General features: G+C 38.4%; 32 protein-coding genes. 20 read left to right on the top strand and 12 right to left on the bottom strand.

All coding sequences use genetic code 11. The features are described 5' to 3' along the window. Positions 1-33 precede the first annotated feature (33 nt). The 3 genes from EAX61_RS01740 (at position 34) to EAX61_RS01730 (ending at position 1,886) form a co-directional block, all read left to right on the top strand. The gene (locus EAX61_RS01740) at positions 34-333 is read left to right on the top strand and encodes an HPF/RaiA family ribosome-associated protein (RefSeq protein WP_121915920.1); all 300 of its coding nucleotides are present in this window, start codon (positions 34-36) and stop codon (positions 331-333) included. 10 nt (positions 334-343) lie between these two features. Then, entirely contained in the window at positions 344-1,180 is an 837-nt protein-coding gene (locus EAX61_RS01735) for a universal stress protein (RefSeq protein ID WP_121915919.1), read from the top strand. A gap of 85 nt (positions 1,181-1,265) precedes the next feature. Beyond that, on the top strand, positions 1,266-1,886 hold the full coding sequence (locus tag EAX61_RS01730; RefSeq protein WP_121915918.1) for a Crp/Fnr family transcriptional regulator: 621 nt from the start codon (positions 1,266-1,268) through the stop codon (positions 1,884-1,886). A 203-nt stretch (positions 1,887-2,089) separates the two neighbouring features. Here EAX61_RS01730 and deoD read toward each other — a convergent pair whose 3' ends face one another. The 9 genes from deoD to EAX61_RS01685 form a co-directional block, all read right to left on the bottom strand. Next, positions 2,090-2,788, bottom strand: a complete 699-nt coding sequence (deoD, locus tag EAX61_RS01725; RefSeq protein ID WP_121915917.1) for a purine-nucleoside phosphorylase — start codon at positions 2,786-2,788, stop codon at positions 2,090-2,092. Between the two features lie 9 nt (positions 2,789-2,797). Beyond that, positions 2,798-3,436, bottom strand: coding sequence for a deoxyribose-phosphate aldolase (deoC, locus tag EAX61_RS01720; protein WP_121915916.1), 639 nt, complete (start codon positions 3,434-3,436; stop codon positions 2,798-2,800). Next, the gene (gene trxA, locus EAX61_RS01715) at positions 3,437-3,733 is read right to left on the bottom strand and encodes a thioredoxin (protein ID WP_121915915.1); all 297 of its coding nucleotides are present in this window, start codon (positions 3,731-3,733) and stop codon (positions 3,437-3,439) included. A 42-nt stretch (positions 3,734-3,775) separates the two neighbouring features. Continuing rightward, complete coding sequence (locus EAX61_RS01710; RefSeq protein ID WP_121915914.1) at positions 3,776-4,657, bottom strand: RsiV family protein; 882 nt, start codon at positions 4,655-4,657, stop codon at positions 3,776-3,778. Between the two features lie 216 nt (positions 4,658-4,873). Further along, a complete protein-coding gene (locus EAX61_RS01705; RefSeq protein ID WP_121915913.1) occupies positions 4,874-5,794 on the bottom strand; it encodes a mechanosensitive ion channel family protein in 921 nt (306 codons plus the stop codon). Between the two features lie 3 nt (positions 5,795-5,797). Beyond that, positions 5,798-6,262, bottom strand: a complete 465-nt coding sequence (locus EAX61_RS01700) for a DinB family protein (RefSeq protein ID WP_121915912.1) — start codon at positions 6,260-6,262, stop codon at positions 5,798-5,800. Next, positions 6,262-6,552 (bottom strand): chaperone modulator CbpM, encoded by a 291-nt coding sequence (locus tag EAX61_RS01695; RefSeq protein ID WP_121915911.1) that lies wholly within the window; start codon positions 6,550-6,552, stop codon positions 6,262-6,264. Before EAX61_RS01695 ends, EAX61_RS01700 begins: the two co-directional genes overlap by 1 nt. Continuing rightward, positions 6,552-7,439, bottom strand: a complete 888-nt coding sequence (locus EAX61_RS01690) for a DnaJ C-terminal domain-containing protein (RefSeq protein WP_121915910.1) — start codon at positions 7,437-7,439, stop codon at positions 6,552-6,554. The genes EAX61_RS01695 and EAX61_RS01690 overlap by 1 nt, the downstream gene beginning before the upstream one ends. Before the next feature lie 9 nt (positions 7,440-7,448). Continuing rightward, positions 7,449-7,856 (bottom strand): hypothetical protein, encoded by a 408-nt coding sequence (locus EAX61_RS01685; protein WP_121915909.1) that lies wholly within the window; start codon positions 7,854-7,856, stop codon positions 7,449-7,451. A 118-nt stretch (positions 7,857-7,974) separates the two neighbouring features. Here EAX61_RS01685 and EAX61_RS01680 point away from each other — a divergent pair, with 118 nt between their 5' ends. The 17 genes from EAX61_RS01680 (at position 7,975) to EAX61_RS01600 (ending at position 22,489) form a co-directional block, all read left to right on the top strand. After that, the gene (locus EAX61_RS01680) at positions 7,975-8,730 is read left to right on the top strand and encodes a sigma-70 RNA polymerase sigma factor region 4 domain-containing protein (RefSeq protein ID WP_121915908.1); all 756 of its coding nucleotides are present in this window, start codon (positions 7,975-7,977) and stop codon (positions 8,728-8,730) included. 51 nt (positions 8,731-8,781) lie between these two features. Beyond that, complete coding sequence (locus tag EAX61_RS01675) at positions 8,782-10,302, top strand: sensor histidine kinase (RefSeq protein WP_121915907.1); 1,521 nt, start codon at positions 8,782-8,784, stop codon at positions 10,300-10,302. Further along, positions 10,299-11,348: a response regulator gene (locus EAX61_RS01670; RefSeq protein ID WP_121915906.1), complete on the top strand. Its 1,050-nt coding sequence runs from the start codon at positions 10,299-10,301 to the stop codon at positions 11,346-11,348. Before EAX61_RS01675 ends, EAX61_RS01670 begins: the two co-directional genes overlap by 4 nt. A 78-nt stretch (positions 11,349-11,426) precedes the next feature. Continuing rightward, positions 11,427-12,233, top strand: coding sequence for a universal stress protein (locus tag EAX61_RS01665; RefSeq protein WP_161555161.1), 807 nt, complete (start codon positions 11,427-11,429; stop codon positions 12,231-12,233). A 74-nt stretch (positions 12,234-12,307) separates the two neighbouring features. Beyond that, positions 12,308-13,153: a universal stress protein gene (locus EAX61_RS01660; protein ID WP_121915904.1), complete on the top strand. Its 846-nt coding sequence runs from the start codon at positions 12,308-12,310 to the stop codon at positions 13,151-13,153. A gap of 11 nt (positions 13,154-13,164) precedes the next feature. Next, positions 13,165-14,025 carry a universal stress protein gene (locus EAX61_RS01655; RefSeq protein WP_121915903.1) on the top strand — a complete coding sequence of 287 codons (861 nt, stop codon included), beginning with the start codon at positions 13,165-13,167 and terminating at the stop codon, positions 14,023-14,025. Continuing rightward, positions 14,022-14,867: a universal stress protein gene (locus EAX61_RS01650; RefSeq protein WP_121915902.1), complete on the top strand. Its 846-nt coding sequence runs from the start codon at positions 14,022-14,024 to the stop codon at positions 14,865-14,867. The genes EAX61_RS01655 and EAX61_RS01650 overlap by 4 nt, the downstream gene beginning before the upstream one ends. Before the next feature lie 58 nt (positions 14,868-14,925). Further along, on the top strand, positions 14,926-15,774 hold the full coding sequence (locus EAX61_RS01645) for a universal stress protein (RefSeq protein ID WP_121915901.1): 849 nt from the start codon (positions 14,926-14,928) through the stop codon (positions 15,772-15,774). A 63-nt stretch (positions 15,775-15,837) separates the two neighbouring features. Beyond that, complete coding sequence (locus EAX61_RS01640) at positions 15,838-16,689, top strand: universal stress protein (RefSeq protein ID WP_121915900.1); 852 nt, start codon at positions 15,838-15,840, stop codon at positions 16,687-16,689. 114 nt (positions 16,690-16,803) lie between these two features. Further along, on the top strand, positions 16,804-17,652 hold the full coding sequence (locus EAX61_RS01635; RefSeq protein WP_430641060.1) for a restriction endonuclease: 849 nt from the start codon (positions 16,804-16,806) through the stop codon (positions 17,650-17,652). Continuing rightward, positions 17,630-19,015, top strand: coding sequence for an MBL fold metallo-hydrolase RNA specificity domain-containing protein (locus EAX61_RS01630; RefSeq protein ID WP_121915898.1), 1,386 nt, complete (start codon positions 17,630-17,632; stop codon positions 19,013-19,015). The genes EAX61_RS01635 and EAX61_RS01630 overlap by 23 nt, the downstream gene beginning before the upstream one ends. Positions 19,016-19,086: 71 nt before the next feature. After that, positions 19,087-19,491 carry a hypothetical protein gene (locus EAX61_RS01625; RefSeq protein ID WP_121915897.1) on the top strand — a complete coding sequence of 135 codons (405 nt, stop codon included), beginning with the start codon at positions 19,087-19,089 and terminating at the stop codon, positions 19,489-19,491. A gap of 87 nt (positions 19,492-19,578) precedes the next feature. Further along, on the top strand, positions 19,579-20,010 hold the full coding sequence (locus EAX61_RS01620; protein ID WP_121915896.1) for an Hsp20/alpha crystallin family protein: 432 nt from the start codon (positions 19,579-19,581) through the stop codon (positions 20,008-20,010). Between the two features lie 135 nt (positions 20,011-20,145). Beyond that, positions 20,146-20,601, top strand: coding sequence for a hypothetical protein (locus EAX61_RS01615; RefSeq protein ID WP_121915895.1), 456 nt, complete (start codon positions 20,146-20,148; stop codon positions 20,599-20,601). A 6-nt stretch (positions 20,602-20,607) separates the two neighbouring features. Beyond that, positions 20,608-21,258 (top strand): alpha/beta hydrolase family protein, encoded by a 651-nt coding sequence (locus EAX61_RS01610; protein ID WP_121915894.1) that lies wholly within the window; start codon positions 20,608-20,610, stop codon positions 21,256-21,258. A 2-nt stretch (positions 21,259-21,260) separates the two neighbouring features. Next, complete coding sequence (locus EAX61_RS01605) at positions 21,261-22,277, top strand: NAD(P)-dependent oxidoreductase (protein ID WP_121915893.1); 1,017 nt, start codon at positions 21,261-21,263, stop codon at positions 22,275-22,277. A 5-nt stretch (positions 22,278-22,282) separates the two neighbouring features. Further along, on the top strand, positions 22,283-22,489 hold the full coding sequence (locus EAX61_RS01600) for a YgaP family membrane protein (RefSeq protein ID WP_121915892.1): 207 nt from the start codon (positions 22,283-22,285) through the stop codon (positions 22,487-22,489). 37 nt (positions 22,490-22,526) lie between these two features. On the opposite strand, the gene EAX61_RS01595 is transcribed toward EAX61_RS01600, so the two are convergent. Genes EAX61_RS01595 through pta form a run of 3 tightly spaced genes read right to left on the bottom strand, consistent with a single transcriptional unit; the run spans position 22,527 to position 26,094 of the window. Next, positions 22,527-22,745, bottom strand: coding sequence for a hypothetical protein (locus EAX61_RS01595; RefSeq protein WP_121915891.1), 219 nt, complete (start codon positions 22,743-22,745; stop codon positions 22,527-22,529). Between the two features lie 47 nt (positions 22,746-22,792). Continuing rightward, positions 22,793-23,977 (bottom strand): acetate/propionate family kinase, encoded by a 1,185-nt coding sequence (locus tag EAX61_RS01590; RefSeq protein ID WP_121915890.1) that lies wholly within the window; start codon positions 23,975-23,977, stop codon positions 22,793-22,795. Between the two features lie 2 nt (positions 23,978-23,979). After that, positions 23,980-26,094, bottom strand: coding sequence for a phosphate acetyltransferase (gene pta / locus EAX61_RS01585; protein WP_121915889.1), 2,115 nt, complete (start codon positions 26,092-26,094; stop codon positions 23,980-23,982). Between the last annotated feature and the right edge of the window lie 102 nt (positions 26,095-26,196).

Here is a 26,196-nt window from a genome sequence, read left to right as displayed (position 1 = left end):
TGTTATTTCTAATTTTGATAGAAACAATGAGATATGACCATACTATTTCAATACGTAAAAATGCAGGAGAGTGCGTCACTTGACACCCTGACTAGAAAAAGACTTGAAAAACTCATCAAGAAGTATCCTTGGCTCATAAAAGCCCAAGTCTTCTTTAAACAAGAAAACACAAAGGACCCAGCGCATCGCACTTGCGAGATTGAGTTGAGCGGTCCGGGACCTCGACTATTTGCTACTACCACAGATGTTCACTTCGAAACAGCGATGAAAGAAACTATTTCTGACCTGGATAGACAATTGCGCAAGCGTAAGGAAATTTTCAAAACCCACTAAATCCATAATTATGAATAAGATATTAGTTCCCGTAGATTTTTCAAAGCACTCTGAATATGCACTAGAGGTAGCGGCCGCTTTCGCGAAAGCGTATGACGCAGAAATTTTAGTAATGCATATGATGGGACTTTCTGATTCCATATTTGCCAAAGATGAAAGTCAAGAAGTAGCAGAAGCGATTTATCATATGAAACTTGCCGAAAAACAATTTCAAACGTTTCTAGATAAGCCCTACCTGAATGGCATTACGGTTACAGAGACTGTTCAAAATTATAAGATTTTTGAAGAAATAAATGATCTTGCACTAGAGCAGGATGTAGATTTGGTCATAATGGGCTCTCACGGAGCAAAAGGTCTTAGAGAAGAATTTGTGGGATCCAATACGGAACGAGTTGTACGTACTTCTGAAGTTCCTGTTCTAGTAGTAAAAGGAAATGAGGAAACTGCATTACCTAAGCGAGTTTTATATGCGTGTGACTTTAAGGAGGAGAGTGTAAAAGCCTATAGAGACGCTATACCATTTTTTGAAGAGCTAGAGGTTAAAATTGACCTAGTATATGTTAATCTTCCAGCAGACCGCTTCAGAAGCTCAAGGGAAATAGAGGATAAGATGGAAAAATTTATGAGTATAGCAGAGTTTGGAACACCTTTACATAGGGAAGATCTTGTTATAGTAAATGGATATAGTATTGAGAGCGGTCTTTATGAATACGCTACAAAAGTAGGAGCAGATGCTCTAGCGATCCCCACCCACGGTCGCAGAGGCTTATCACATTTCTTTAATGGTAGCATAGCAGAGGCGATAGCAAATCATTCAAAACTTCCAGTGTTTACGTTTAAAATGTGACACTCGGTTTAGTTGGGAAAGGGAGGTTTTCTAAATAAAACCTCCCTTATTATTGAAACAACTCCGACTGTTATCTATAAAGATTATGGAAACTTTCAAGAAAATATACAAGGCTATTTTTGAAGAAAAACTAGTAGAAGAAATGCTCTCTTTCGGGGTTTTTAAAAGCCTCAAAAAAGGAGAGCATCACGTATGTAAGAATAGCTATATGATTGGTGTGCCCCTAATGATATCCGGAGCACTTAAAATATTAAGGGAAGACCACGATGGGCATCTCGTGCTATATTTTATACGACCGGGTGAGACGTGCTCTCTTACATTAATAAACCAGACTAAACGAGTAAAGAGCGATGTATGCTCTGTAGCACAACTGGATACAGAGTTGCTCATTCTTCCTAAAGAAAAGTCAGAAGAGTGGATGGGTAAATATCCTTCCTGGCAATCCTTCGTATTGAATACATATCAAAAACGAGTACATACACTGTTAGAACTTGTAGACTCCTTTGCTTTTTATAAGAAGGAGGATAGAATACTTAGATATATTAAAGAAAAGGCAGATGTGATGAAAACAGCTAAGCTTAAATACAATCACCAGCAAGTCGCAGATGATTTATACTCTTCTCGGGTAGTGATTTCTAGGATTCTCAAAAAATTAGAAGAACAAGGGCGGGTGAAACTGGGACGAGGAATCATTGAAATCTTATAAATTTTCTTATGTAACAATTGTTGCTGTAGCAATGAGCCAGGCTATCTATTTTTGGAATAGACTTTTAAACCTATGAAAGTTCCCCAACTTAGTTAGCCAGATAGGGATAAAGTGTTGTGATGTCTTTCACCCCTTTCTCCCCCTAGAAAAAGTCATATCACTCCCGTCTGGTATACTAATAGCGTTAGAAGAAATTAGCATTACTAAATACAACTCAATCCGATTTCAATCATCTTCCTAAAAGTTGTTTCTCTATCATCTGCAGAGATAGCTTCCTTAGTAACTAGAGAATCAGATATGGTAAGTATGGCCAGAGCTTTTACGTTAAACTTGGCAGCTATGGTATAGAGACCAGCGGCTTCCATTTCTACACAGAGCACGCCAAAATTTGCCCACAGCTTGTAATTATCAAAATTGTCTTCGTAAAATTCATCTGTAGAGAGCACGTTTCCTGCTTTGATAGGAATAAGGTGATCTCGAGCATAGAGACAGGCTTTGAGAAAGAGTTCATAATTTGCAGTAGGAGAGTAGTCTGCATTGATAAATCTTGAGTTATTGATACCAGAAGTTGAGCTCGCTGCCATTGCAATCACAATGTCTCTTAACTTGACATCTTTTTGATAAGATCCAGCAGATCCTACTCGTATTAACTGCTTGACTCCGTAGTCGTTTATAAGCTCGTGACAATAGATTAATGCAGAGGGTATCCCCATTCCCGTGCCTTGTACAGAGACACTTTGGCCATTATATGTTCCTGTATATCCCAGCATTCCTCGTACGTCATTATACAATCTTGGATTATCGAGAAATGTTTCGGCAATCCATTTGGCTCGCATAGGGTCTCCTGGTAGTAATACTGTTTCTGCGATCTCTCCTTTTTTTGCTTCTATATGTGTGCTCATTGTCCGTATTTATAAAACTAACTGGACTCCATTTGAAGTGCCTATTCTATCTGCTCCTGCGCTTATAAATTGTATGGCGGTAGCTCGGTCTTTAATGCCACCAGATGCTTTAATTTTAAGAAGACCCTTAGATGCTCTCCTCATTAACGCAATATGTTCTAATGTGGCCCCGGCTGTACCAAAACCCGTTGAGGTTTTTACAAAATCTGCATTGCCTTTTATGGCTAGCTTACAGCCTAATTCTATCTCTTCATCAGATAAGTAGCAAGTCTCTAAGATGACTTTTAATGAGCGGCTCCCAATAGCTTTTTTTATTTCTGCTATTTCATCAGATATTTTGTCAAATAATCCAGATTTTAGAAAGCCTATGTTAAGCACCATATCAATTTCACTCGCACCTAGAAGGATGGCGTGTTTTGCTTCGCATACTTTGGCCACTGTACTTTGGTTTCCTAATGGAAAGCCTACGACCGCAATCACTTTTATAGGATGCTCTGTGAGCATATTTTGCGCAAGCGCAACATAACATTCTGGAACGCAAACTCCGTAAAAACGATATTGAATAGCCTGACGGCATAGCTTCTTAATAGCATTTTTTGTTACTGTGGGATGGAGTAGGGTATGTTCTATGTATGGTCCCAGTTGCATCTAGCTGTTTTTAATTTGCTTAATGATTTCGGTCGTCTGAACAACCCCAGACTGTCGCCAGACTTGCTTACCATTTTTAAAGAGTAACATCGTAGGTACACCTCTGACCTGATATTGAGACGCTAGTGGTTGATTCTTATCAACATCAATTTTTATAATCTTTATCTCGTCCCCCAATTCTTTTTTTACATCGGTTAAAATGGGTGCGAGCATCTTGCAAGGTCCACACCAGTCGGCATAAAAATCTACTAGGACTGGAGTGTCTGAGTTGATGATATTTTTAAAACTACTTTTCATACTTTGTGTGCTGAACTTCTCAGAATATTATAAGAACATTTTTTAAATGAGTAATGGCCGTTGATATCCTTTAATCAAGTGCATTATCTCTGGTATGGGAATGATTACACTATACTGCCCTGTGTAGGAAGGACAAATCACGCAATCGTCAAAATAGAACTCAATATTATCTCCATTTACGACAAAGTTATTTTTATAAGCTCTAAAATCCATATCTGAAATTTCCCAGCAATCATAGTACATCTCGCCAGAGTGTATGTCATCATAAATAGTTTGATTGATAAGATCAAATACCATTTTTTCTGATCCTTCTAGGAAAAAGTCATTGTAGGTGATAAACTCTTGCTTATTTACATCATAGTTCAAACAGTCAAACATATAGGTAGAGTGCAACATTCCGCTATAATAATTCTCTTTGTACAAGAGTATGCTAATGAGGTTGTTATGAGTAGAATGTAATTTAAAATCAATAATTCGCTTATCCCGGAAACGTTGTATTCTTAAAGTATCGCACAGCAATTCTTTGTCTTCCAGAATCTGGTTTACTGTGCGCTCAATATTGAGGTAGCTCTCAGCCATATAGTCATTGAACTTTTTGTATCGTGCATCTATCTCTTCATTTAAGTAGGGGTAGGTATAATCAAGCACGTACTCGTCTGCTTCCTTAAAGATTTTTTTAGATTGTACTGCCTCTTGTAATGTTGGTATATCATCTTCTATAGCTAGGAGTCCCTCTTTTTTGAGCGACTGGCTTTTAGCCTGAAGTTCCCGTATTTCGGTTTCGGTAAAGTAGAGGGAGTCTGCAGAATCTGGGTCGAGTATACTTTCTGTAGTTTCTTCTGTAAGCGGATCAACTATTTGAGAGGTTTGCTCCTTACAGCTGAGTATAGACAGTAATGCGAGGGTAATTACGAGTGATTTCATAGTTTTAATTTTATGACTCAAATGTAATTTTGGTCTGGAAGGTATACTATGATTTTTGTCAGTATAAGATAATTTCTTGCGCTTTACCTCATTGCTCAGCTTCTGGGTGTGAAGCGTTCAAGTTCGCTTTATCACTTGGCGCTCTCTTGGTTGTGAATCTCGCGGGTTCGCTTTCGCGAAAGCGAACTTGCCATAGTTCAAAGCGCATACGCGTGGCTATTTTTTTACCGGTGTCGTAACGTGAATGTTTGTAGTAGGCATTTTTATCACTTCCAGCGTGGCAGATGCAATGGTAATAAGACCATTTGTGTCCTCAATTGCCTGTTGAATTTGTTCTTGCAGAGCGTGCTTAGTAAGGCGTCTCTTTTTATAATCTACAATGTAGCGTAGGTTGAATTGTATCCAGTTATCAGTTAGTGTCATTGCAAGTGTAGGCTCCACCACAGCATCTTCTATATAGTATTTTGACACTACGGTTTTCCAATGCTTTTTTGAGAAGTTTACGTATTCAGAGAGTACTTTTTGTGCCACTTCTGTGATAATTTCTTTTGTAAGCTCCACATCAGAAGTGTATCGAATGGGAAGATTAAACTCATCCCAAATAAAAGGAAAGTCCTGAGAAAAATTATAGATAGGTCCTTTAAATACAAAGGCGTTGCTCAACTTCACAATACGACCGCTATAATTATCTGAGCTTACCCATTCTCCTATTTCCATCATCGTGGTGTAAATACTGTCTATATCTATCACATCTCCTTTTATGCCGTTTATCTCTATACGGTCGCCAGGTGCATACACCTTCACAAAAAAGATATATAGTGACCCTGCAATGCTTAAAATTAGTTCCTGCAACGTGATCGCTACGCCAGCCGAAAGTAGTCCTATCGCAATAGTAAAATCTGTAATGTTACCTGTAAAATAGGTTATGGAAAGAAAGATAATAAGTACATATCCTATTATTTCAACACCTTTTTGAGATTTATATCTAGTGACGGTGTTAGGTAAATTTTGTTTCAAATAACGTCTTATGAGTTGCACCACTATAAGAATGGCAACAATCCATAACACATACTTTGCTATACTCATCACGATGGGATGTTGGGCTAGCCAGTCTTGTACTTGATTGAAGGCATCCATAATCTAAGAGTTATCACTTCCATATTTTAAAATAATTTTTACCTGGCCTGCGTGATAAGCGGTATGCGAGGTAATGCGACCTAATGCTTGCGTTTTAGTTCTCGTGCCAAATTCTTTAGTAATGACATCATCATCCCAATCGCTATCGCGCTGTTGTGAGATAATTGCTTGAAGGCTTTTCCTAGAGCGGTCGAGGTTAGAAATTATACTCTCTAAATCTGTCCATTCTCCCGTGTCGTGTTGGGCAATAATAGTTTTGGCAATGACTTTAGTGTCTTTAGCATCAAATACATTTTTTGCAAACAGCAACTCAACTTCAGCGATGTGTTGAAGTAGAAAACCTATACTGTTAGGCGATGGAGCTAGTGTTTTCCTCAAATCGTTTGTGGTAATTGTGTTTACAATTTTCTCGAGCCTCGTACGGGATTCTTCCCAGAGTGCTACCAGTTTTGAAGTTTGTGTGTCCATTAGATAAATCGTTTTAGCTTATTTTCTAGTTGAATAATGTGGTTTTGCATCTTTTCGATGCGTTCTAGAAGTTCAAATATCGTTTCGATACCTTCGAGATTGATTTCTAATTCTTTATGAAACACAAGGATTTGCTCCAGGCGTTTTAATTGACTTTCTGGTATGAACACGGTTTGCTTGCGTTGCACGACTTCTATGAGGCCATAGTCATTCAACTGCCTTAGAGTTTCCACAGTAACTTGATGGCTTACACAAAAATCTTGAGCCGGTATGAGAATGTAATCTTCCATTAGTTTTCAAGTTTTTGAAGTTCTTGATAAAGCTCTTTTTGCTTTCGCGAAAGCGTACTCGGCACCCTTATTTTATAGGTCACGTACAAGTCGCCAAAGGCTCCTTCTTGCTTATACACTGGGAATCCCTTGCCCTTGAGCTTAACCTGCGTACCGCTCTGAGTACCTGGTTTTACCGTTAGTTTCACCTTTCCATCTATGGTTTTTATATGCTGTGACCCGCCTAATACGGCGGTGAGTAATGGTATTTCTTGGGTCATATATAAGTTTGCCCCCTCACGCTGAAAAGTCGTTTTGTTATTAATTACGAATGTGATGTACAAGTCTCCTTTAGGTCCGTTTGTAGGACTCTTACCACCGTGATTCTTAATCTTTATGGTTTGCCCGTTTGTTACGCCCGCAGGTATTGTAATTCGGATGTTTTTTCCATTTACAGTGAGTGTGCGCTTGTGAGTCGTGTATACATCCATAAGGTCGAGGTGGAGCTCTGCGTTAAAGTCCTGACCGCGATAAGTGGCTCGTTGTTGTTGTCGCTCACGACCACCAAACATAGATTCAAAAAAGTCTGAAAAATTTTCTTCACCGTACGTTTGTTGACCACCGTAACTGCGCTGTTGGGATTGCCTTGATTGTTGTTGTTTTGCTTTTTCGTAGGCTTCGGCGTCATTCCAGTTTTCTCCATATTGGTCGTATTTCTTTCGATTCTCTGGGTGACTTAACACTTCGTTTGCCTCATTTATTTCTTTGAACTTAGCTTCTGCTATCTTATCATTAGGGTTGAGGTCTGGATGAAATTTTCGCGCAAGCTTTCTATAAGCCTTCTTGATATCTGCCTCAGTGGCACTTTTTGAAAGGCCTAAGATGTTATAATAATCTATAAACTCCATTTTATCCCTTTAAGAACGCTCAAGTTCTAGCTTGAGTTTGCCTAGCATTACAAGTTCTGACTTATTGAGACCTGAGAAAGAACGGGCAATGGCACTTGCCGTTTCTAATATGAGCTTGTTTGCTTTTTCTGTAAATAGATGTGGTTGCTCTCTTTTATAAGTAACAAAAGCATCATACATACTATCTGCTGGTTCTTCAAACGCTTCTACACCTTCGAAGACGATTTCGATAAGAAAAGAAGCATCACTCCCAAAGGTGTCAAGTAGGTCGTCATAATCAAGCCAGTACTCAAGAACGCAGAGTTGTAATTTAGAAAACTCTTCGTCTCGTACCCGTTTATCTGCAAAGGCAATGGCGTAAAAAAGCTTACCTAAATTTTGGTAAAAGGCCTCGGTTGTAATGATTTTAGGTTCCATAGTGGTTTATATTTTTTTCAAAATTAGGTCGATGCATTATCAGAATCTATGACTTTTATCATTGCTATGATTTCTTATAATAGCCAACTTTACCCTCTAATTTTTAAAGACATAGATTATGAGTGACCGTAAACATATCCTCAGAACAAAGAACTATCGAGTGCAGGTAACACAGTATTACAAGCGTCTAGAGCGGTACAAATCAAGTGGTAATAAGAGCGCATTTTACAACGTGTTTGTAAGCATCATTCCTGAATTGCGTAAATACATAAAGACCAGACTCCAAGAATTGCTTCATCAAGGGCATTTTCCTCATAACTTTTATGAAGAAGATGATTTTGTAGATGACCTGTTTATCTCGGTCTACGAGCATTTTGATACACTTGAAAGCGAAGAGGACTTTTATATGTTTCTCTTTAGTGAGATGGATCGTTTGTTAAAAAAAGTAGAACGTAAAGAACAAGACTTACATCAACCGCTAGAGGATATAGAATCCTATGCAAAAGCCGAACGTTACAGATTGCGCGAGAAAATGACGGCACAGCTCGATGGAGATATTATTTTAAAACAAGAACTGGACGATGTTTCGTATGCCTCACAACAAGTTGATTTTAAAACAGTTTTTGAAGAACGTTCAGAAAAATCTGTAGATGCGAAAATTGATAAAGAGCTTACCCATTCATTAACATCTAAGCAAGTAGATGAGTTAATTAAAAACTTACCCCAAGTCGCAAGAAATATTGCGACCTTATACATCCATTTTCACCTGACAATACCCGAAATAATTAAGGTGACTCAGGTATCACGAGAAGAGGTGAGAACTATAATTGACCAAATTAAAAAACTTATTAGAACTGAGTTATTTAATGTCTAACTTTCAAAAATGGTACGTCTAAGTATGACTACATAATCGTACTTTTGGTATATGGAATTTTTTGAAGAAAGTATAGAAGAGGCATTTAAAATTCTTTTTGAGGGAGCCTCAGAAGGTATTGTTGTGGTTAATTCTAAACAGATTATTGTTGCAACAAATGTCTCGGCGCGTAATACCTTTGGATATGATAAAGATGAATTAGAAGGGCAACATCTCAATACTTTAATTCCTATGTCCTATCACGGAGCTCACCACGGGCACTTTGAGCAATTTATGCATCATAGTCAGAAACGGGAAATGGGGAAAGGTAGAGACCTTTTTGGCCTCCGTAAAGACGGTTCTCAATTTCCTGTAGAAGCAGGGCTCAATCCATTTGCTTTACACGGGCATCACTATGTAATGGCACTGGTAACCGATATTTCTGTGCGTAAGCAAGCAGAAACGGAGCTAAAGCATTGGGCAAACATTTTTAACGAGTCCCTCAATGAAATTTTCATTTTTGATGCACAAACTTTAAAATTTATAGATGTAAACAAAGGCGCTCAACAGAATATAGGTTACACTCTAGATGAGTTGGTGCAAATGACGCCTGTAGATATCAAGCCTTCCTTTACAGAAGAACAATTTAGGTCCTACATTGCTCCGCTACTTAATAAGACTCAGGAGCAATTAATATTTAATACAGAACACATTAGGAAAGATGGAAGCATCTATCCCGTCGAGGTTCATTTACAGACCTCATTTTCTGGAGGTCGCAAAACGTTTGTGGCTATAATCCTAGATATTACAGAAAGAGCAAACTACACAGAGCGTTTAGAAAAAACTGTGGTCGAGCGAACACGCCAGCTTGAAGAAGCACTAGGCAAAGAAAAGGAACTGAACGAACTCAAAACTAAATTTTTATCTCTTGTTTCCCACGAGTTTAAAACTCCAATAAGCGGAATTTTAACAAGCGCTACCTTAGCTGGGAAATATACTAAGGAAGAACAACAAGAAAAGCGAGAGAAGCATCTTGATACGATAAAGAGCAAAGTAAAATATCTAAATACTATTATAGACGATTTTCTCTCGATAGAGCGTCTGGATACTGGAAAGACAAATTATAAGTTCAGCACCTTTCCTTTGAGCAAAGTGCTCAATGAAGTTATTTATGATGCAAATATGCACCTTAAAAGTGGTCAAAGTATTAAGTACCCTCCAAACGCAGATGATATCACAGTAGATTATGATGAAAAGATTTTAGAATTATCCCTCAGTAATCTTATTCATAACGCAGTAAAGTATTCTAGTGAAAATACAATAGTTGATATTAAAGCATATCAAAATGAAACACATCTTGAAATTCAAATCATAGACCAAGGCATAGGAATTCCTGAGCACGAGCAACGCTTTGTGTTTGATCGATATTTTAGAGCAGAAAATGCACTTCTCAGTCCTGGAACGGGTATAGGTATCAATATAGTAAAAAACCACTTGGAAAACCTAGGCGGGAATATTACTTTTAAAAGTGTTCAGAATGAAGGCTCAACATTTACTATTTCAATTCCTGTTACAAAAAGTCCATCCCTATGAAAAAAGTACTCCTTATAGAAGATGATACCGCTTTGCGCGAAAACACAGCAGAGCTCTTAGAACTATCAAACTACGAAGTAATTACGGCACCCAACGGTCGTGTCGGTATTAAAACTGCAAAAGAAAATCAACCAGATATTATCGTATGTGATATAATGATGCCAGAAGTAGATGGATACGGTGTACTACAAGAATTATCTATGCATACGACTACTAGCCAAATCCCGTTTATATTTCTCTCTGCAAAGACAGAGCACAAGGAAGTCAGAAAAGGTATGGACCTTGGGGCAGATGATTACCTTACAAAGCCTTTTGAGGAAGATGAGCTCATTAGTGCGATAGAGAGCCGAATTGCAAAATCAGTCATACTCAGGAATATTCAGCCTTCTGGACCAGCGACAGCTCAAAACGAGGACCAGTTGCGCAATCTTAATGAGCTTAAAAACTTTTTTGACGACGAGGGACAAGAATTTAGTTTCACAAAAGGGGAAGTCATTTACAAAGAGCAAGAACACTCAAATATGATTTACCTCATTTCTAAGGGTGTGGTAAAAACACATAAAATGGATGAGAGTGGCAAGGAGCTCATAACTGCACTTTACAGAGCAGATGATTTTCTTGGGTTTACCTCCTTTGTAGATAATGTCCCTTATCAAGAATCTGCCACGGTGCTAGAGGATGTAAAGCTCGTGGGCGTGAGTAAAACAGAACTCAAAGAAGTACTGGAGAACAGTAAAAACGTATCTCTAGAACTTATGGAACTACTTACAGACAACCTTGCCGAGATTAAAAATCAGTTATTACAGATGGCTTATAGCTCTGTACGTAAAAAGACAGCACAAACCATTTTACAATTTGCCCAAATCCTAGGCAAAAATCCAGAAGAAGGAATACGCATCGCTCGTAATGACCTTGCAAGTGTCGCCGGAATTGCTACAGAAAGTCTCATACGAACACTTTCTGGCTTTAAAAAAGAAGGATTGATAGAAATTGAGGGACGTAACATTAGACTGTTAGATATACAAGGATTGGAACTTATAGACTAAGAAAATTCTAAAACTGATTTTTATCATTATCTGCTAGCTTCAAGAAAAATACATTTGTGATGATAAATGTTATTTACAATGAAGCATATCCTAATCCCTGTAGATTTTTCTGACCAGTCGTGGAAGGCTGCACAATGTGCACTTACCTTACATCAAAACGCTGGAGTCCGCTTTTACCTGTTTTATTCAGAAACGCCAGATACGTATACTAATGAGGTTGACGTTGTTTGTGAGAGTAGAGCCCGCGACCTACAAAAATGGCTAATAAAGTTAAAGGCAATCATACAAAATGGACAGGTGATTATTCCTTTACGATGGGAGGGAAGTTTTATAGAAGATGTGCGTGCTGCGGTGTATGATAATGAGATTGATCTCATTGTTCTTAGCACACAATATCCAAATATTTTTTGTGATGATGTGAAAGGAAGTCATACGAGAAGCATCATTACGAGAGTTAAGTGTCCGGTACTCATTGTTCCACGAGAGTCCAAATGCGGTGTGCCACGGCAAGTAGTTTTATTGTCAGATTTTAATTTTAAACATCGTTCCCAAGCTACTAGTATTATTTCAAAGTTTATAAAACGAGCAAAAGCGCATCTCAATATTTTACAATTGAGTAAGACGGGCAACGCACTCACGACGACTCAGGACACGAATAAATCGTATCTCCAAACCGCGCTTAGCCACATATCACACAGCTTTCATTTTGTTATAGATAAAACAATGGATGAGGCTTTGCAATCATTTGTAGATATGCATCAGGTAGACCTTGTGATACTTTTTGCAAAGAATATCAATCTCTCGGAGAATTTACTTTTCTCACCTACCCTCAATCAGCATAATGATTATCATAAGAGCATTCCCTTTTTAGTGGTGCACGAATAGCTGGGAACTGATTAAAGTCATAGTTTAAAAAGCATAATGCATCTAGCTTTGAGGTAACTAAAACCATAAAAGCTATGCGCGTTATCATTGTTCCCACAGATTTTTCAGAAAATGCTTTTAATGCACTTAAATGTGCCCAAGAGTATTTTAAGTATGAAAAGTCTAAAATAATTATCGTACATACCTATGCAGATGAGGTGTATGAAAATAAAGCAGTTATCTCAAGAGCGCTTCTTGATGAATACAAGGAGATAAAACAAAAAGAGTCAGAAAGAGAATTGAAGGAAATTCGCATACAAGCTATGCGATATGCACCTAATCCTAGACATACGCTTGAAACGCGTGCCATATTTGGCACCCTCTTAGATGAAGTCAATCATTTAGTCGAAGACGAGAATGCAGATCTTATTGTAATGGGGACGCAAGGCAAAACGGCAGACCGTAAAATCACCTACGGTAGTAACACATTACAGATTATTAAGTACGTGAAGTGTCCAGTATTAGGCATTCCATTAGGATATGTTTTTCATCGGCCAGAACGCATATTGTTTCCCTCCGAACTTATGATTCCTTATAAAAATCGAGAGCTAAAATTACTGAGCTGTCTAGCAAAAAGTTATCGTTCAGAATTGCACCTGTTGTATATCTCAAACTTTGACAGACTTTCGCTAAGACAAGAGGATGTAAAAACTGCGTGGGAATACCGCTTTCGCGAAAGCGTAATTACATACACTCGAAAAGACGAAGGGGATAAAGCACAAATTATAAATAATTACATAGCCGATAAGAATATCAGTATGCTCGTGATGGTAAACTCAAAACATACCTATATGGAGACGCTTATTCATAAATCTACGATTGATGCAGTAGGCTTAAATACGAAGATTCCATTTCTAATCCTGCAAAATTTACCAAGATAAACCTTCTAATTATGAGAAAGATTTTAATACCTACCGACTTTTCAGATACTTCATATAAAGCGATGGAGTATGCTGTACAACTATTCATAAATGAAGAATGTACTTTTTATATACTCAATACATATACGCCTGTTGCACTTTATACAACAACGATATACGATACTCATACAGCACTAAACTTAGACATAGGCGAGCTTTACAAAAGTACCTCAGAAGAAAACCTTGAAAAAATTATTGATCGTGTGAAAACAGCATATCCTAATAAATTTCACACATTTGACGCTATCTCAAGCTATAATGTGCTAACTGTCGAAGTTAATGAGTTAGTGAAAGCATTTGAGATTGAATGCATAATTATGGGAACAAATGGAGCATCCAGTCTGGTAGATGTGCTCATAGGCTCTCAAACAATGCAGGTTATCAAAAATGCAAAAGTCCCGGTGATAGGGGTGCCCTCTCAGTATGAGCACGTGTCTTTTAAAGACATACTCTTTGCCACAGACTACCGCTCTGGTACTGACCAAGTGGGACTTGCATTATTGGAAGATCTCTGTAGAAAACATATCGCGAGACTTATTTTTCTCAATGCTTATTACGGAGTTCCTTTTGATGAAGAGCAACTTGCAAATAAAGATGCATTAGACACGTATTTTGAACGTGATGCTCATATTAATGAAGTGGCAGATGGTATGGACGTTCTAGAAGCTGTAGAAGATTTTCAGTCTAGGCATAAAATAGACCTTCTAGTACTGGTTCATAACAAACATAATTTCTTTGCAAATCTATTCTTCACTCCAGTAGTGCGTACCATCGTTCATAAATCTACAGTTCCTTTTATGATGTTACCACCAGTTAAAACGAAAACAGTATGATACGCGTTCTTGTACCCACAGATTTTTCAGACCATTCCTACAATGCGCTTAGTTATGCGCATATGCTATTTCAAGAAGTAGCGGTTGAGTTTACGCTATTTAATGCTTACGAGGCATCTGCATTACAACTGGTTGGAAATAAGAGTCCATTGCGATTGGGGACAATTTATAAAAGCCTGAAGGTTAAATCTCTTGAAGCATTAAAAACGCTCAAAAAAGATATAGATGCCCGCAATGAGATAAAGAACCATACGTATGTTTTCCAGACTTACGAGGGGCACTTAAGAGACGGCGTAGACGCGATGTCAAAGAATGATTTTGATTTTATTATTATAGGAAGTAAGGGTGCAACAGGTCTCAAAGAGATATTCATTGGGAGTGTGACCCAAAGTATCGTTTCACTCCATCAGGAAATACCGTTACTCATAGTTCCAGAAAAAGCAAATTTTAGAGTACCTGATAATATAGGATTTGCGACAGACTTTACTAGAGATTATGCAAAGGAAGAGCTGGCACCGCTTCTAACACTGACAGATTTATGGAAGTCTACCGTAAGAATGGTTGAGGTATATGATGTACCTGGTTTAAGTCCAGCACAAAAAACCCATTTGCAACATTTAGAAATGTTATTAATGGATGTCAATTATAGATTTCACGTAATTCCAGAGTTCTCATCATTAGAAAATTGTATTAATGCATTTAATAATGAACTGGAAATTGACCTAATGGTCCTCATAGATTATCCTAAAAATTTCTTTGAACGCTTAATGCGCGAGAACGTCATTAAAAAAATGACTTTTCACACCACTTTACCGTTTCTTATTTTACCTGGCAGGAACTGATTATTGTCATAGTATGCCGTTGTGATTACACTTAATTTTAGAGTATAAAATAATCACTATGGCAACTATAATTGTACCCACAGACTTTTCAAACAACGCATACAATGCACTTTTTTATGCTACGAGATTGTACCCTAATGAGACGTGTAAAATTACGCTCGTTCACTCTTTTGAGAATCAATTTTCTACCAGCACAAGTAGGATAGATATAGGAAGAAATGAAGTGCTTTATGAGCAATTTGAAAACGCCACAAAAAAGAAATTTGAAGATCTCATTCATAAAATCTCGCTAGATAGCGACGGCATAGACCTACATATAGAAACACTATGTAATGGAAAACCACTCTTTAAAACGATTAATCATCTTGTAATAAATACAGATGCAGATGTTGTGGTAATGGGAACAAAAGGATCATCAGGCATTAAAGAAATTTTTATAGGCAGTCAGGCAGTAAAATTGATCAAAAAAATAAAACCTATCCCATTATTTCTAGTGCCAGAAAATGCAAGCTATACTCCTCCCACGCATATAGCCTATGCCACAGACCTTAAAATTGACTACGCGCAATATCCCTTAGAAATTATTAAGGAAATACAACGTGCACATCAATCTAAGCTACACATTGCGCACATCTATAATCAGGTGTCGCCAGGTAATACTGTAGAGTTAAATTACCGTAAGCTTAAGACCAAACTTGAAGACGTAGCCTATACAACGCATTGGGTTTCTAATAAAAATTCAATGGAAGATGGACTTACTCAATTTTGTAAGGAGCATCACATCAACCTGCTAGTACTTATGTATCATAAATACGGGTTTCTAAAAGGACTACTGAAAAAATCATTTGTAGAGAAGGTAAGTTTTCATTCAGAAATACCGCTTCTCATATTACCCGAGAGCTTCTGATAATTGTCATAGTTCGTATATGAACAACCTTCTATTTTTAGCTAATAATCAAAGACATACATAATGAAAAGGAAAATATTAATACCAACAGATTTTTCAAAAAATGCGTGGAATGCAGTCACTTTTGCTTCTGACCTATTTAAGCATCAAGAGTGTATATTTTATCTACTCAATGCTTACTCTACCTCCGGATATTCGACTGGGGATTTAATGGTGCCAGAACCAGGCACAAAGTCTTATGATAATGCACAGACTGTATCAGAAAATGGACTGGCTAAAATTATGGATATGCTGGACTTTAGGGAAGACAACCCTAAACACGAGTATCGTACGCTATCAGAGTTTAATGACCCATTGAGTGCTATGCGCAATGTTATTGAGAAAGTAGATATTGAGCTGGTCATTATGGGGACTAAAGGTGCGAGTAATAAGCGTGGAGTGCTATTTGGGAGCAATGCCATAATGGCGATGGAAAAACTACGCAACTGTCCCGTAATGGGAATTCCAGAAAATGCGCGTGTTCCTAAGGTAAAGGAAATTGTCTTTCCTACCAGTTACAAAACGCATTACAAGCGTAAAGAGCTCAAATATCTCATAGACATTGCTCAACTCCAAGATGCAACAATTTGCGTACTACACGCAAACCCACGAGATGAAATGTCGCAATCTCAGGAAGATAACAAACAGCTCCTTACCGAATGTCTCGAAGGTGCTAATGTCGCCTTTCATCATTTGCACGCCTCAGACCCTGTTCAAGCTGTTCAAATTTTTGTCGAGAGTCGAGATAGTGATATGATTGCTTTTATTAATAAAAAACACGCCTTCTTTGGTAGTGTGTTTACAAGCCCAATGGTAAAAGAATTGGGAATGTTCAGCAAAGTACCACTATTGGTGATGCACGATATGCGTAATTGATACAAGGTCATATATACCGCTTTCGCGAAAATTTTCTTGAACCAAACGGAATCTATGTTGTTGAAAATTTCGCGAAAGCGTACCCCAAAATCATTCTTTCTAAAACCATATATCGTGTCCAAAACTCATATAGAAATTAAAAAATCATCAGGCGAAAAAGTAGCTTTTTCATTAGATAAATTAAGAGCCTCTCTGCGCCGAAGTGGAGCAAACGAGAAAGATGTTCAAAGCATTTTAAATATCGTAAGGGATGAGCTCTATCAAGGGATTTCTACGCGAGAAATTTACAACAGAGCCTACGCGCTTCTGAAAAAGAAAAAATCTGTTTTTGCTTCAAAATACAAGTTAAAAAAAGCGATTTATGAGCTGGGACCCACAGGATTTCCTTTTGAACGTTTTGTAGGTCAGGTATTACGTCACTCAGGGTACAATGTAGAAGTAGGAGCGATGATATCTGGGATGTGCGTGAGTCACGAGGTAGATGTCGTGGCTACAAAAGATAAAAAAACAATTTACATAGAATGTAAATTTCACAGCGAGGAAGGGCGCAATTGCGATGTTAAAGTGCCTTTATACATTAATTCAAGATACCGCGATATTGTAGATAAACACGCTCAGGGCGATCAAACGCATACGGAAGGATGGGTTGTTACAAATACACGGTTTTCGGCAGATGCTGTGGCCTATGGCATTTGTGCCGGGCTCAAATTACTAAGCTGGGATTACCCCAAAGGCAATGGACTTAAAGACCGCATAGACAGGCTGGGATTATATCCCATAACCGTTTCTACATTGCTCACGATGCGGGAGAAAAATTTCTTGCTGGGTCGGGATATCGTTTTGTGTAAGCAACTGCTAGACGATAAGTTTTATTTAGACCATCTGGGCGTTTCTGAAAATAGAAAAACGCGAATACTTAACGAGATAGCACTTCTTTGCAATGACAACAACACAACAACATAATGTTAAGGTTCACTTTTTAGGAGCCTCAAAAACCGTCACAGGTTCAAAATATTTAGTCGAAACGCCAGAGCTTAATATTCTCATTGACTGTGGGATGTTTCAAGGTCTTAAAGAGTTGCGTGAGCGCAATTGGGAAGACCTTCCAGTAGATGTAACGACCATAGACATCGTATTGCTTACCCACGGGCATCTAGATCATACAGGCTATTTACCCAGATTACTACGTCAGAAATTTGATGGCGAGATTATGGGAACAGCTCCCACATTAGAAATTGCAAGAATTATTCTAGAAGATTGCGCTCGCATACACGAGGAAGATGCAAAACGGGCAAATGAGGAAGGCTTTACGAAACACCAGCCTGCACAGCCTTTTTACAGTCAGAAGGATGTAGCTTATACTTTAGGTTTTTTCAAGCCTGTGGTCGATAGAAATTGGATTTCTTTAAGCGATAATATACAATGCAGATTTGTTCCTGTGGGTCATATTATAGGAGCTACTTTTATTGAATTGGATATATATGAAAAGCGATTTGTATTCTCTGGAGATGTAGGTCGGCCTGTGGACTATTTATTGGCACCACCAGAAAAGCCAGAGTGGGCAGATTATTTATTTTTAGAAAGTACCTATGGTGACAGATTACACGATGAGACACCATCAGAGGAGTTAATTATCAAACTCGTAAATCAACTCGTGTACGAGCCTGGCACACTAATTATCCCATCCTTTGCCGTAGAGCGACTACAAACGCTTATGTATATCCTCTGGAAATTATATAAGCAAAATAAAATTCCTAATATCCCGGTATATGTAGACAGCCCAATGGGCAACAACGTACTAGCGGTTTTTGAACGGTTTCCCAAGTGGCACAAACTTTCTATGGCAGACTATAATGCAATGTGCAACCATATCAATATTGTTACCTCTTTTAAGGAAACTTGGGAGGTAATTGACAATCCAAAATCTAAAATCGTTATCGCTGGTAGCGGTATGGTCACTGGAGGTCGAGTGCTTACCTATCTTAAACAGCTCATAGACCATAAAAGCACCCGGATTCTCCTTGTAGGATATCAGGCTGAAGGAACTCGAGGTCGCCAGCTTCAAGAAGGCGTGCACGAAGTAAAACTATATGGGAAGTATTATCCTGTAAAAGCACAAGTGTATCAACTACAAAGTCTATCTGCTCACGCAGACCAAGCAGAATTGTTAGGCTGGATCAATGAGATAAAGAATATACCAGAAAAAGTTTTTCTCATACACGGAGAAGCTGGAGCGTCTGATGCGTTGCGAGTAAAATTGCAAACTGAGAACAAGTGGAATATTCATATTCCTGAGCTTAATGAGATTGTGTCTTTGGTGGTTTAAGTTTGGAACTGATTTATATCATAGTTTCCCTCAGTTCCTAAAAGTACTTTTAGACTATAAAAAGTAAAACTATGGAAACTTCAATCCCACTATCTATTGATCAGTATCACGAAGACGTAAAAGTCTGGAAGTCTAATATAGCCCTCGCTGTAGATGAGATAAGGTTTATTGAAAATCTTACACAATCGTACGCCTTTGAGCCCACGACACCTAATCTCTTTGAACGTCTTGAAGATTTTAAATCTGAGATATACAAGATTAAAAAGCTACTTGATAATATCCAAAAGCTACTTTCTAAACACGACCTCGAACTTAGTGGTATGTTAGAATGTGATACGATGGCTTGCGATATCTACTTTCAAGAAAAACATCTTTTAATTAAGGAAAATTACCGACAGTTTGTCAATTCTTATGGAAAAACCAAAACAGAAATATTCAATTACTGTGGTACCATTCTAAAGAAAAGGAAAAAGTAGAGGACTGACTTTTATCATATTTTAAAGATGTTCAAGTTTCTAACTTTGAGATAGTTAAAATAATTATTCATTTAAAAATCAAATACTATGTCACTCATTAAATTTAATCAAAACAGATTTCCTTGGGTTACTAACTGGCTGGATACGGATGGTTTGTTTGCAGATGATTTTTTCTCAAAAAACAACAATCTTCCTGCAATGAACGTCAAGGAAAACAAAGAAAACTTTGAACTAGAACTTGCTGTTCCTGGATTCTCAAAAAAAGATATTGAAGTCACAATGGACAACGATGTATTGAGCATATGCGGTAAGAATGAAAGCAAGGATGAGCAGGAAGAAGATGGGTATACGCGCAAGGAATTCAGCTCAGCTAGTTTTGAGCGTAAAATTCAGCTTCCTCAGGGTGTAAATCCAGAAACGGATATTAAGGCAAACTACAAAAACGGAGTCCTTAAACTGGAATTGCAGAAAAGACAAGAGGCCATCGAACAACCTAAACGAAAAATAGCCATCCAGTAAGGATGCACATTGAGAGACCGTTCACGTTTTGGGGGAAATTAGAGCGGTCTCTTTTTTTAACGCTTTCCGTTTACATAAGTATATACTAGCCCTATCGAGGCACGAGAGCGAGCAAATTCTCAAAAACCTATCGTAGTGAAACATCCATATTTTAATCAATACAAGTTTAAATATCTTGAGTGGAACGACTCAGATATCATACACGAGGCGACGCTCGCGTGGCAATCGCAGTTGGAGTTTATTAAGGATGAGCAGGCATTTCTTAAAGGATTGCTTGCCGAGAACACCTTAAAACTCCTTGCCGAAAGCTGTTTTGAAATGGCAAATCACCTTGCCACGGATTTATCAAAACTATCAGAACAGTTACCAGAAATTCTTGAGCGTATCCAGTCGCATCGCAATGATATTATAGTATTAATAGACGAAAAAGACGAATTTCAGAAAGAACGCGCCTTTCAAGATGCGCATCTTTTACTAGAAATGAGGATAGGCACCTACCTTGAGAAATATCATACCCTTAAAGAAGAGATCTTCACAACAATGCAGGATGTCTTTAAGAAAAGTAAAAATCGCCAACTATTAAAATCCTAAATTATTATGAAAACCCTCTTTTATTATGTTGCGCTATGTACGATTCTCCTGTTACAAAGTTGCTCAAGTTCTGAGCTTGTAGAGAACTGGAAAAACCCAGATATAGATGTTTTTGTTGCAGAAAAAGTGCTAGTGCTTGCAATGACTAATGATGTAAAAAATAGAAAGATGTTTGAAAAACGTCTTGTAGACCAGCTCAAGGATAAAGGGGTAAACGCAGTAAATAGTGATGATTTTTTTAATCCAGAATTTACCTCAAGACCACGTACAGAGGGAGAACTGGATGATTTAGAACGGGAAATGCTCGCCGAAGGCTTTGATGCCATATTGGTCTCTAAGATTGTAGGAGCAGAGGATAAGGTGACCCTCGTACAATCCTACCGTAACTGGGACAGAACTTTTAATGGTTTTGAAGATGATTATTACTCCAGTCAGGGCCTCTACATAGAAGATGAAAAAATGGAAAAATACACCGTATATCACGCAGAAAGCGCGCTGTATTGTATATGTCCAACCAAAGAACGAGAAGTTATTTGGAAAGGTTCTATAGATGTGACTGAGCCAGACTCAGACAGAAAAGCTATCAAAGATTATATAAATATGCTCGTTTGGGCACTAGAAGAACAAGACCTTCTCATCATAACCCCAGAACTGTAATTATGAAAACACTTATATACTCCGCAAAGGATTTTGAAATTCCATTTTTAGAAGATGCAAATAACGATGTGCATTCTTTTAAATACATTCCAGATCGACTTACTACACATACCGCAATGATGGCGCTGGGTTTTGAGGCCATCTCCATATTTTCGGCAGACGATGCTAGTGAGATTGTACTCCAGAAGCTCAAAGATTTCGGGGTGGAGCATATTACCCTACGTTCGGCGGGATATGATAATGTAAACCTTCGGGTTGCAAAACGTTTAGGGTTTAAAGTGGCAAACGCACCTGAGTATTCGCCCAATGCTGTGGCAGAACACGCCATTGCCTTATTGCTAGCATTAAATAGAAAAATTACGCTTTCGCGAAAGCAAACTCAGCACTACGATTTTACCCTTACAAATTTGATAGGTTTTGACCTTGTTGGGAAAACGGTAGGCGTTGTAGGTACAGGAAGAATAGGAAGTGTGATAGTTAAAATTCTAAACGGATTTGGTTGCAACATTCACGCCACAGACCCTGTGGAAGATGAATATCTCAAGACAACCTTTGACGTTTCGTATGTTGATATTGATACGATCTGCTCCCAGAGCGATGTGGTTATTTTGAGTGTACCCCTTAATCAAGAGACGCACCAATTAATAGATCGCTCCAAACTAGAGTTAATGCATAAAAACGCGCTCTTGATAAATGTAGCGAGAGGTGCCGTCGTTCATACAAATGATGTACTGGAATATGTAAATAGAAAACGCGTAGGTGGTTATGCCACAGATGTATACGATAAAGAAAGTGGAGTATTCTTTTATGACCGAAGTAAAGATAGGCCTGATGATGAGGTACTTGAGAAAATGCTCAATCACGACCGTATTCTTCTCACGCCACATCAAGCATTTGCAACCCGAGAGGCAATAGAAAATATTGCAAAAACAACGGCGAGCAATTTAAATAGCTGGCAACGTGGTACTAATCCACAAACGGAGCTTACCGTCTCAAAAGAACTTTTACTAAACAACTAACAATTATGAAAAAAAATATGGGAACGGCAGACCGAGTGTTTAGAATACTCGTAGCCATCGGGATTGCTATCTTATACCTTACAGATGTCATTAGTGGCACCACCGCAATAATTGCAATGGCTATAGGTGTGGTGTTTTTACTCACGAGCTTAGTGAGTTTTTGTCCTTTGTATGCTCCTTTTGGGTTTAGGACTTGTAAGAGAAAGGCGTAACGTTTAGATAGATGTAGTTTTGATAGGATTAATTTAATTATTCTTTGTGGGAGTAATCCTCATAAAAATCATCAAAAGTCTTCTCCGTAGTATAATTATCTCGTAACACTCTATATACCATAATCACAACAGATATCTGCCCTAAAACGGTCAAATAGAACACCCAACTAAAAGCAAGGTTCATCGTGGCAAAAATGGTAACGGTAATTAAAAGTAGGGTAGTAATAGCTACCCATTGAATTGCAGAAATTTTCATAGTACTCTTTTCTTTTAAAGATAAGAAATACTTTAACTAACTAAATGTTAAGAAAGTAAGGTATACGTCTGCTTTGCGATTTCTAGTTCTTCATTGGTAGGGCTTACGAGAATTTTTACCTTAGATGAGGCTGTCTGGATTTCTCGTAAACTACTCGTAGCGCTTTCGTTTGCTTTGTCATCCAGAGCGATACCGAGATACTCGAGGTCTGTACAGACCATTCTTCTCAGGACGCTCGAGTTTTCACCTATTCCTGCCGTAAACACAATCGCATCAAGACCATTCATAATAGCTGTATAGCTTCCGATGAATTTTTTAATCCGGTAGGCGTTCATCTCTAAAGCGAGAATACAGTCCTTATTGCCATTAGTCGCTTCTCTTTGTATATCCCGTAAGTCTGAATAACCTGTAAGTCCCAGCATTCCACTTTTTTTTGTGAGCATACGCTCGACCTCTTTAAGCTCATAGCCCAAAGTATTGACTAGATAGAATATGATGGAATGGTCTATATCGCCACTACGCGAACCCATAATTAGCCCATTAGACGGTGCAAAACCTAAGCTGTGGTCAACGCTTTTCCCATTAACGATGGCGGTTATACTGCATCCATTCCCTAAATGAATAGAAAGAATTTTAGACTGCTTTAACTGTAAATGGTCAATTGCTCTTTCAGATACGTATTTGTGGCTCGTCCCGTGAAAACCATAAACTTGAATGTCGTGTTCATTGTAAAAAGCATTGGGAATCGCATATTTCTTTGCTTTCTCGGGTAGTGTCTGATGAAAAGCCGTATCAAAAACCGCAACTTGCTTTGCCTTTGGGAAAAGTGATTCAGCTATCGAAATTCCTTCCAGATTGTGAGGATTGTGTAAAGGTGCGAGTGGCGAGAACTTTTTGATTTGTTCTTTTACTTCTTCTGTTATTAAGGTGGTATCCGCATATAAAGTACCACCGTGTACCACGCGATGCCCTATGGCACTTACTTCATCTACGTGACCCACAACGCCTATTTTTGTGTCTAGTAAGATGGAAACTACCTTTTCTAATCCGTCCTTATGCATTTTTATGGTGCTTGTTTCAGAAAATTTAGTGGCATCTGTTTTATAGGAGAGGATGGCATCCTGTTCACCTATGCGCTCCACAAGACCACTACATACCATTTTCTCAGCAGGTAATTGCAGTAACTGAAATTTTATAGAAGAGCTTCCCGCGTTGAGTACTAATATATTCATCATTATACTTCTGAGTCTTGCGCCTGAATCGCCGTAACGATGACTGTATTAAAAATATCATCTACCGTACAGCCTCTACTCAAGTCATTAACAGGTTTGTTCAATCCCTGAATAATGGGTCCTATGGCTAATGCTTTTGTCTCGCGTTGTACGGCTTTATAGGTATTATTACCTGTATTTAAATCTGGAAAGATGAACACATTTGCCTGTCCAGCCACTTCAGAATCGGGCATTTTTGCTTTGCCCACGCTCATATCTACGGCCGCGTCGTATTGAATAGGGCCTTCTACTTTTAAATCTGGGCGTAATTTTTTTACTAACGCGGTTGCCTCGCGCACACGCTCCACATCTTCTCCTACACCAGATGTGCCCGATGAATATGATAGCATCGCTATTTTAGGTTCTATACCAAAAGCGCGACTCGTCGTTGCAGAGGAGATTGCGATTTCAGCAAGTTGTACAGCGGTTGGGTTTGGGTTTATGGCACAATCTCCGTACACAGATACGCGGTCTTCTAGACACATAAAGAACACAGAGGATACGATAGATGCTTCAGGCTTTGTTTTAATAAATTGTAACGCCGGGCGTATGGTGTGTTGCGTGGTGTGTATTGCTCCAGAGACCATTCCGTCGGCTTTGCCCTGATAGACCATCATCGTTCCGTAGTAGGAAACGTCCTCCATTAAATCGCGCGCCATTGCAAGGTTTACATTCTTATGTTTACGTAGTTCGTATAACGCTTTCGCGAAAGCGTCAAAATCCTCACTCTCCACAGGATTTACAATAGTGACTTTATCTAAATCTAACCCAATATCCAGCGCGAGCACTTTTTCGGTAATCTGCTTTTTATCGCCCAAAAGGGTAATTCTCACCGCATCTATCTGTACCAATTGCTTTGTAGCTCTCAATATACGCTCGTCCGTTCCTTCGGGAAGTACGATGTGTTTTTTGTGAGAAGTCGCCTTTTTCAAAAGATTGTATTGAAACATTCTGGGAGTAATACCAGCCGTTTGAAAGGTGATAAGACGCTCTACCAGAGCATCTACAGCAACAAACTGTTCAAAATCTTTGATAGAGGTTTCTATCTTTTGTGTATTCTCAGCATAGATTTGAGATTTAATATCACCTATGGTATTGGTAACCGAAAATGTCCCACCCTTTACCGAAATTATAGGCACGACATCAGAAAGACCTTCGATTAATTTATTAATAGACTCTTCAGGAAGTAGACCACCCGTGAGTACGATTCCAGAAATAGAAGGATAGTTTGCCGAAATATTTGCTTGCAACGCCCCTAAAATGATATCGGCTCTATCGCCAGGAGTAATCACCAATCCATTTTCTTTTAAATGCGTAAGATAATTGCGCAGTTGCATTGCACCTACACTAAAATAGCCTGCTTGGTTATTAAGATAATCTTCTCCGAAAAGCACCGTGGCATCCAGCGCATCTACAATCTCTTTTATGGATGGGTTTGCCAGGATAGGATTGAGGGGTATAGCGTTTATGATTACCTGTTTAGGAAGTTTCTTTTGAAGTGCCGAAATTACCAGCGCTCTGTTTTCAGCTTCGACTTTATTTGCAATGACAGATAAGACTTCAACACCTTTATCTCTAAAGGAGTCATAAGCGATTTGTAAACTGCCTACGAGTTCTTCTAAGGGTTTTCCTTTACCGCTGGCGAGGATGATGGCTGGCACCCCGAGATTTTTTGCAATGAGTACATTAATATCAAATTCTATAAGTGAACCTTCGCCTGTAAAACTTGTTCCCTCGATGAGAACGTAGTCAAAGCGCTCTTCAACCGCTTTATATTTTTCAATAATCTTACTTATGATTTCATCTTCCTTATTGGCATTCTTCATCTCCAACACTTCACTTCGTTGAAAGGCATACGCATCTTCAGCGGGCAAGTCTAGATTAAAATAGGAGGTAATCGTACGGATGTGATTATCAATTTCGCAAAGAAGAAGGTCGTCTACAATAGGTCTAAAATAGCCCACCTTTGGCGTTTTGCTCAATAGTAATTGCATTAATCCAAGTGACACAATAGACTTCCCGCTATTAGCCTCGATGGTTGTGATGTAAATAGCTTTGTTTGAGGGTTTAGTTGTCATAAAACTGAAGTATAAGTAGGGCGTTAAAATGGGATTACAAAAATAGTACTATCACACCACAAAGCCTTAGATACAAACGAGGTTAATTTTATTTAAAAAGGC

The sequence above is a fragment of the Dokdonia sinensis genome, assembly GCF_003688895.1.
In the GTDB taxonomy this organism is placed as follows: Bacteria; Bacteroidota; Bacteroidia; order Flavobacteriales; family Flavobacteriaceae; genus Dokdonia; species Dokdonia sinensis.
This window is presented reverse-complemented; position numbering and strand designations above follow the sequence as displayed.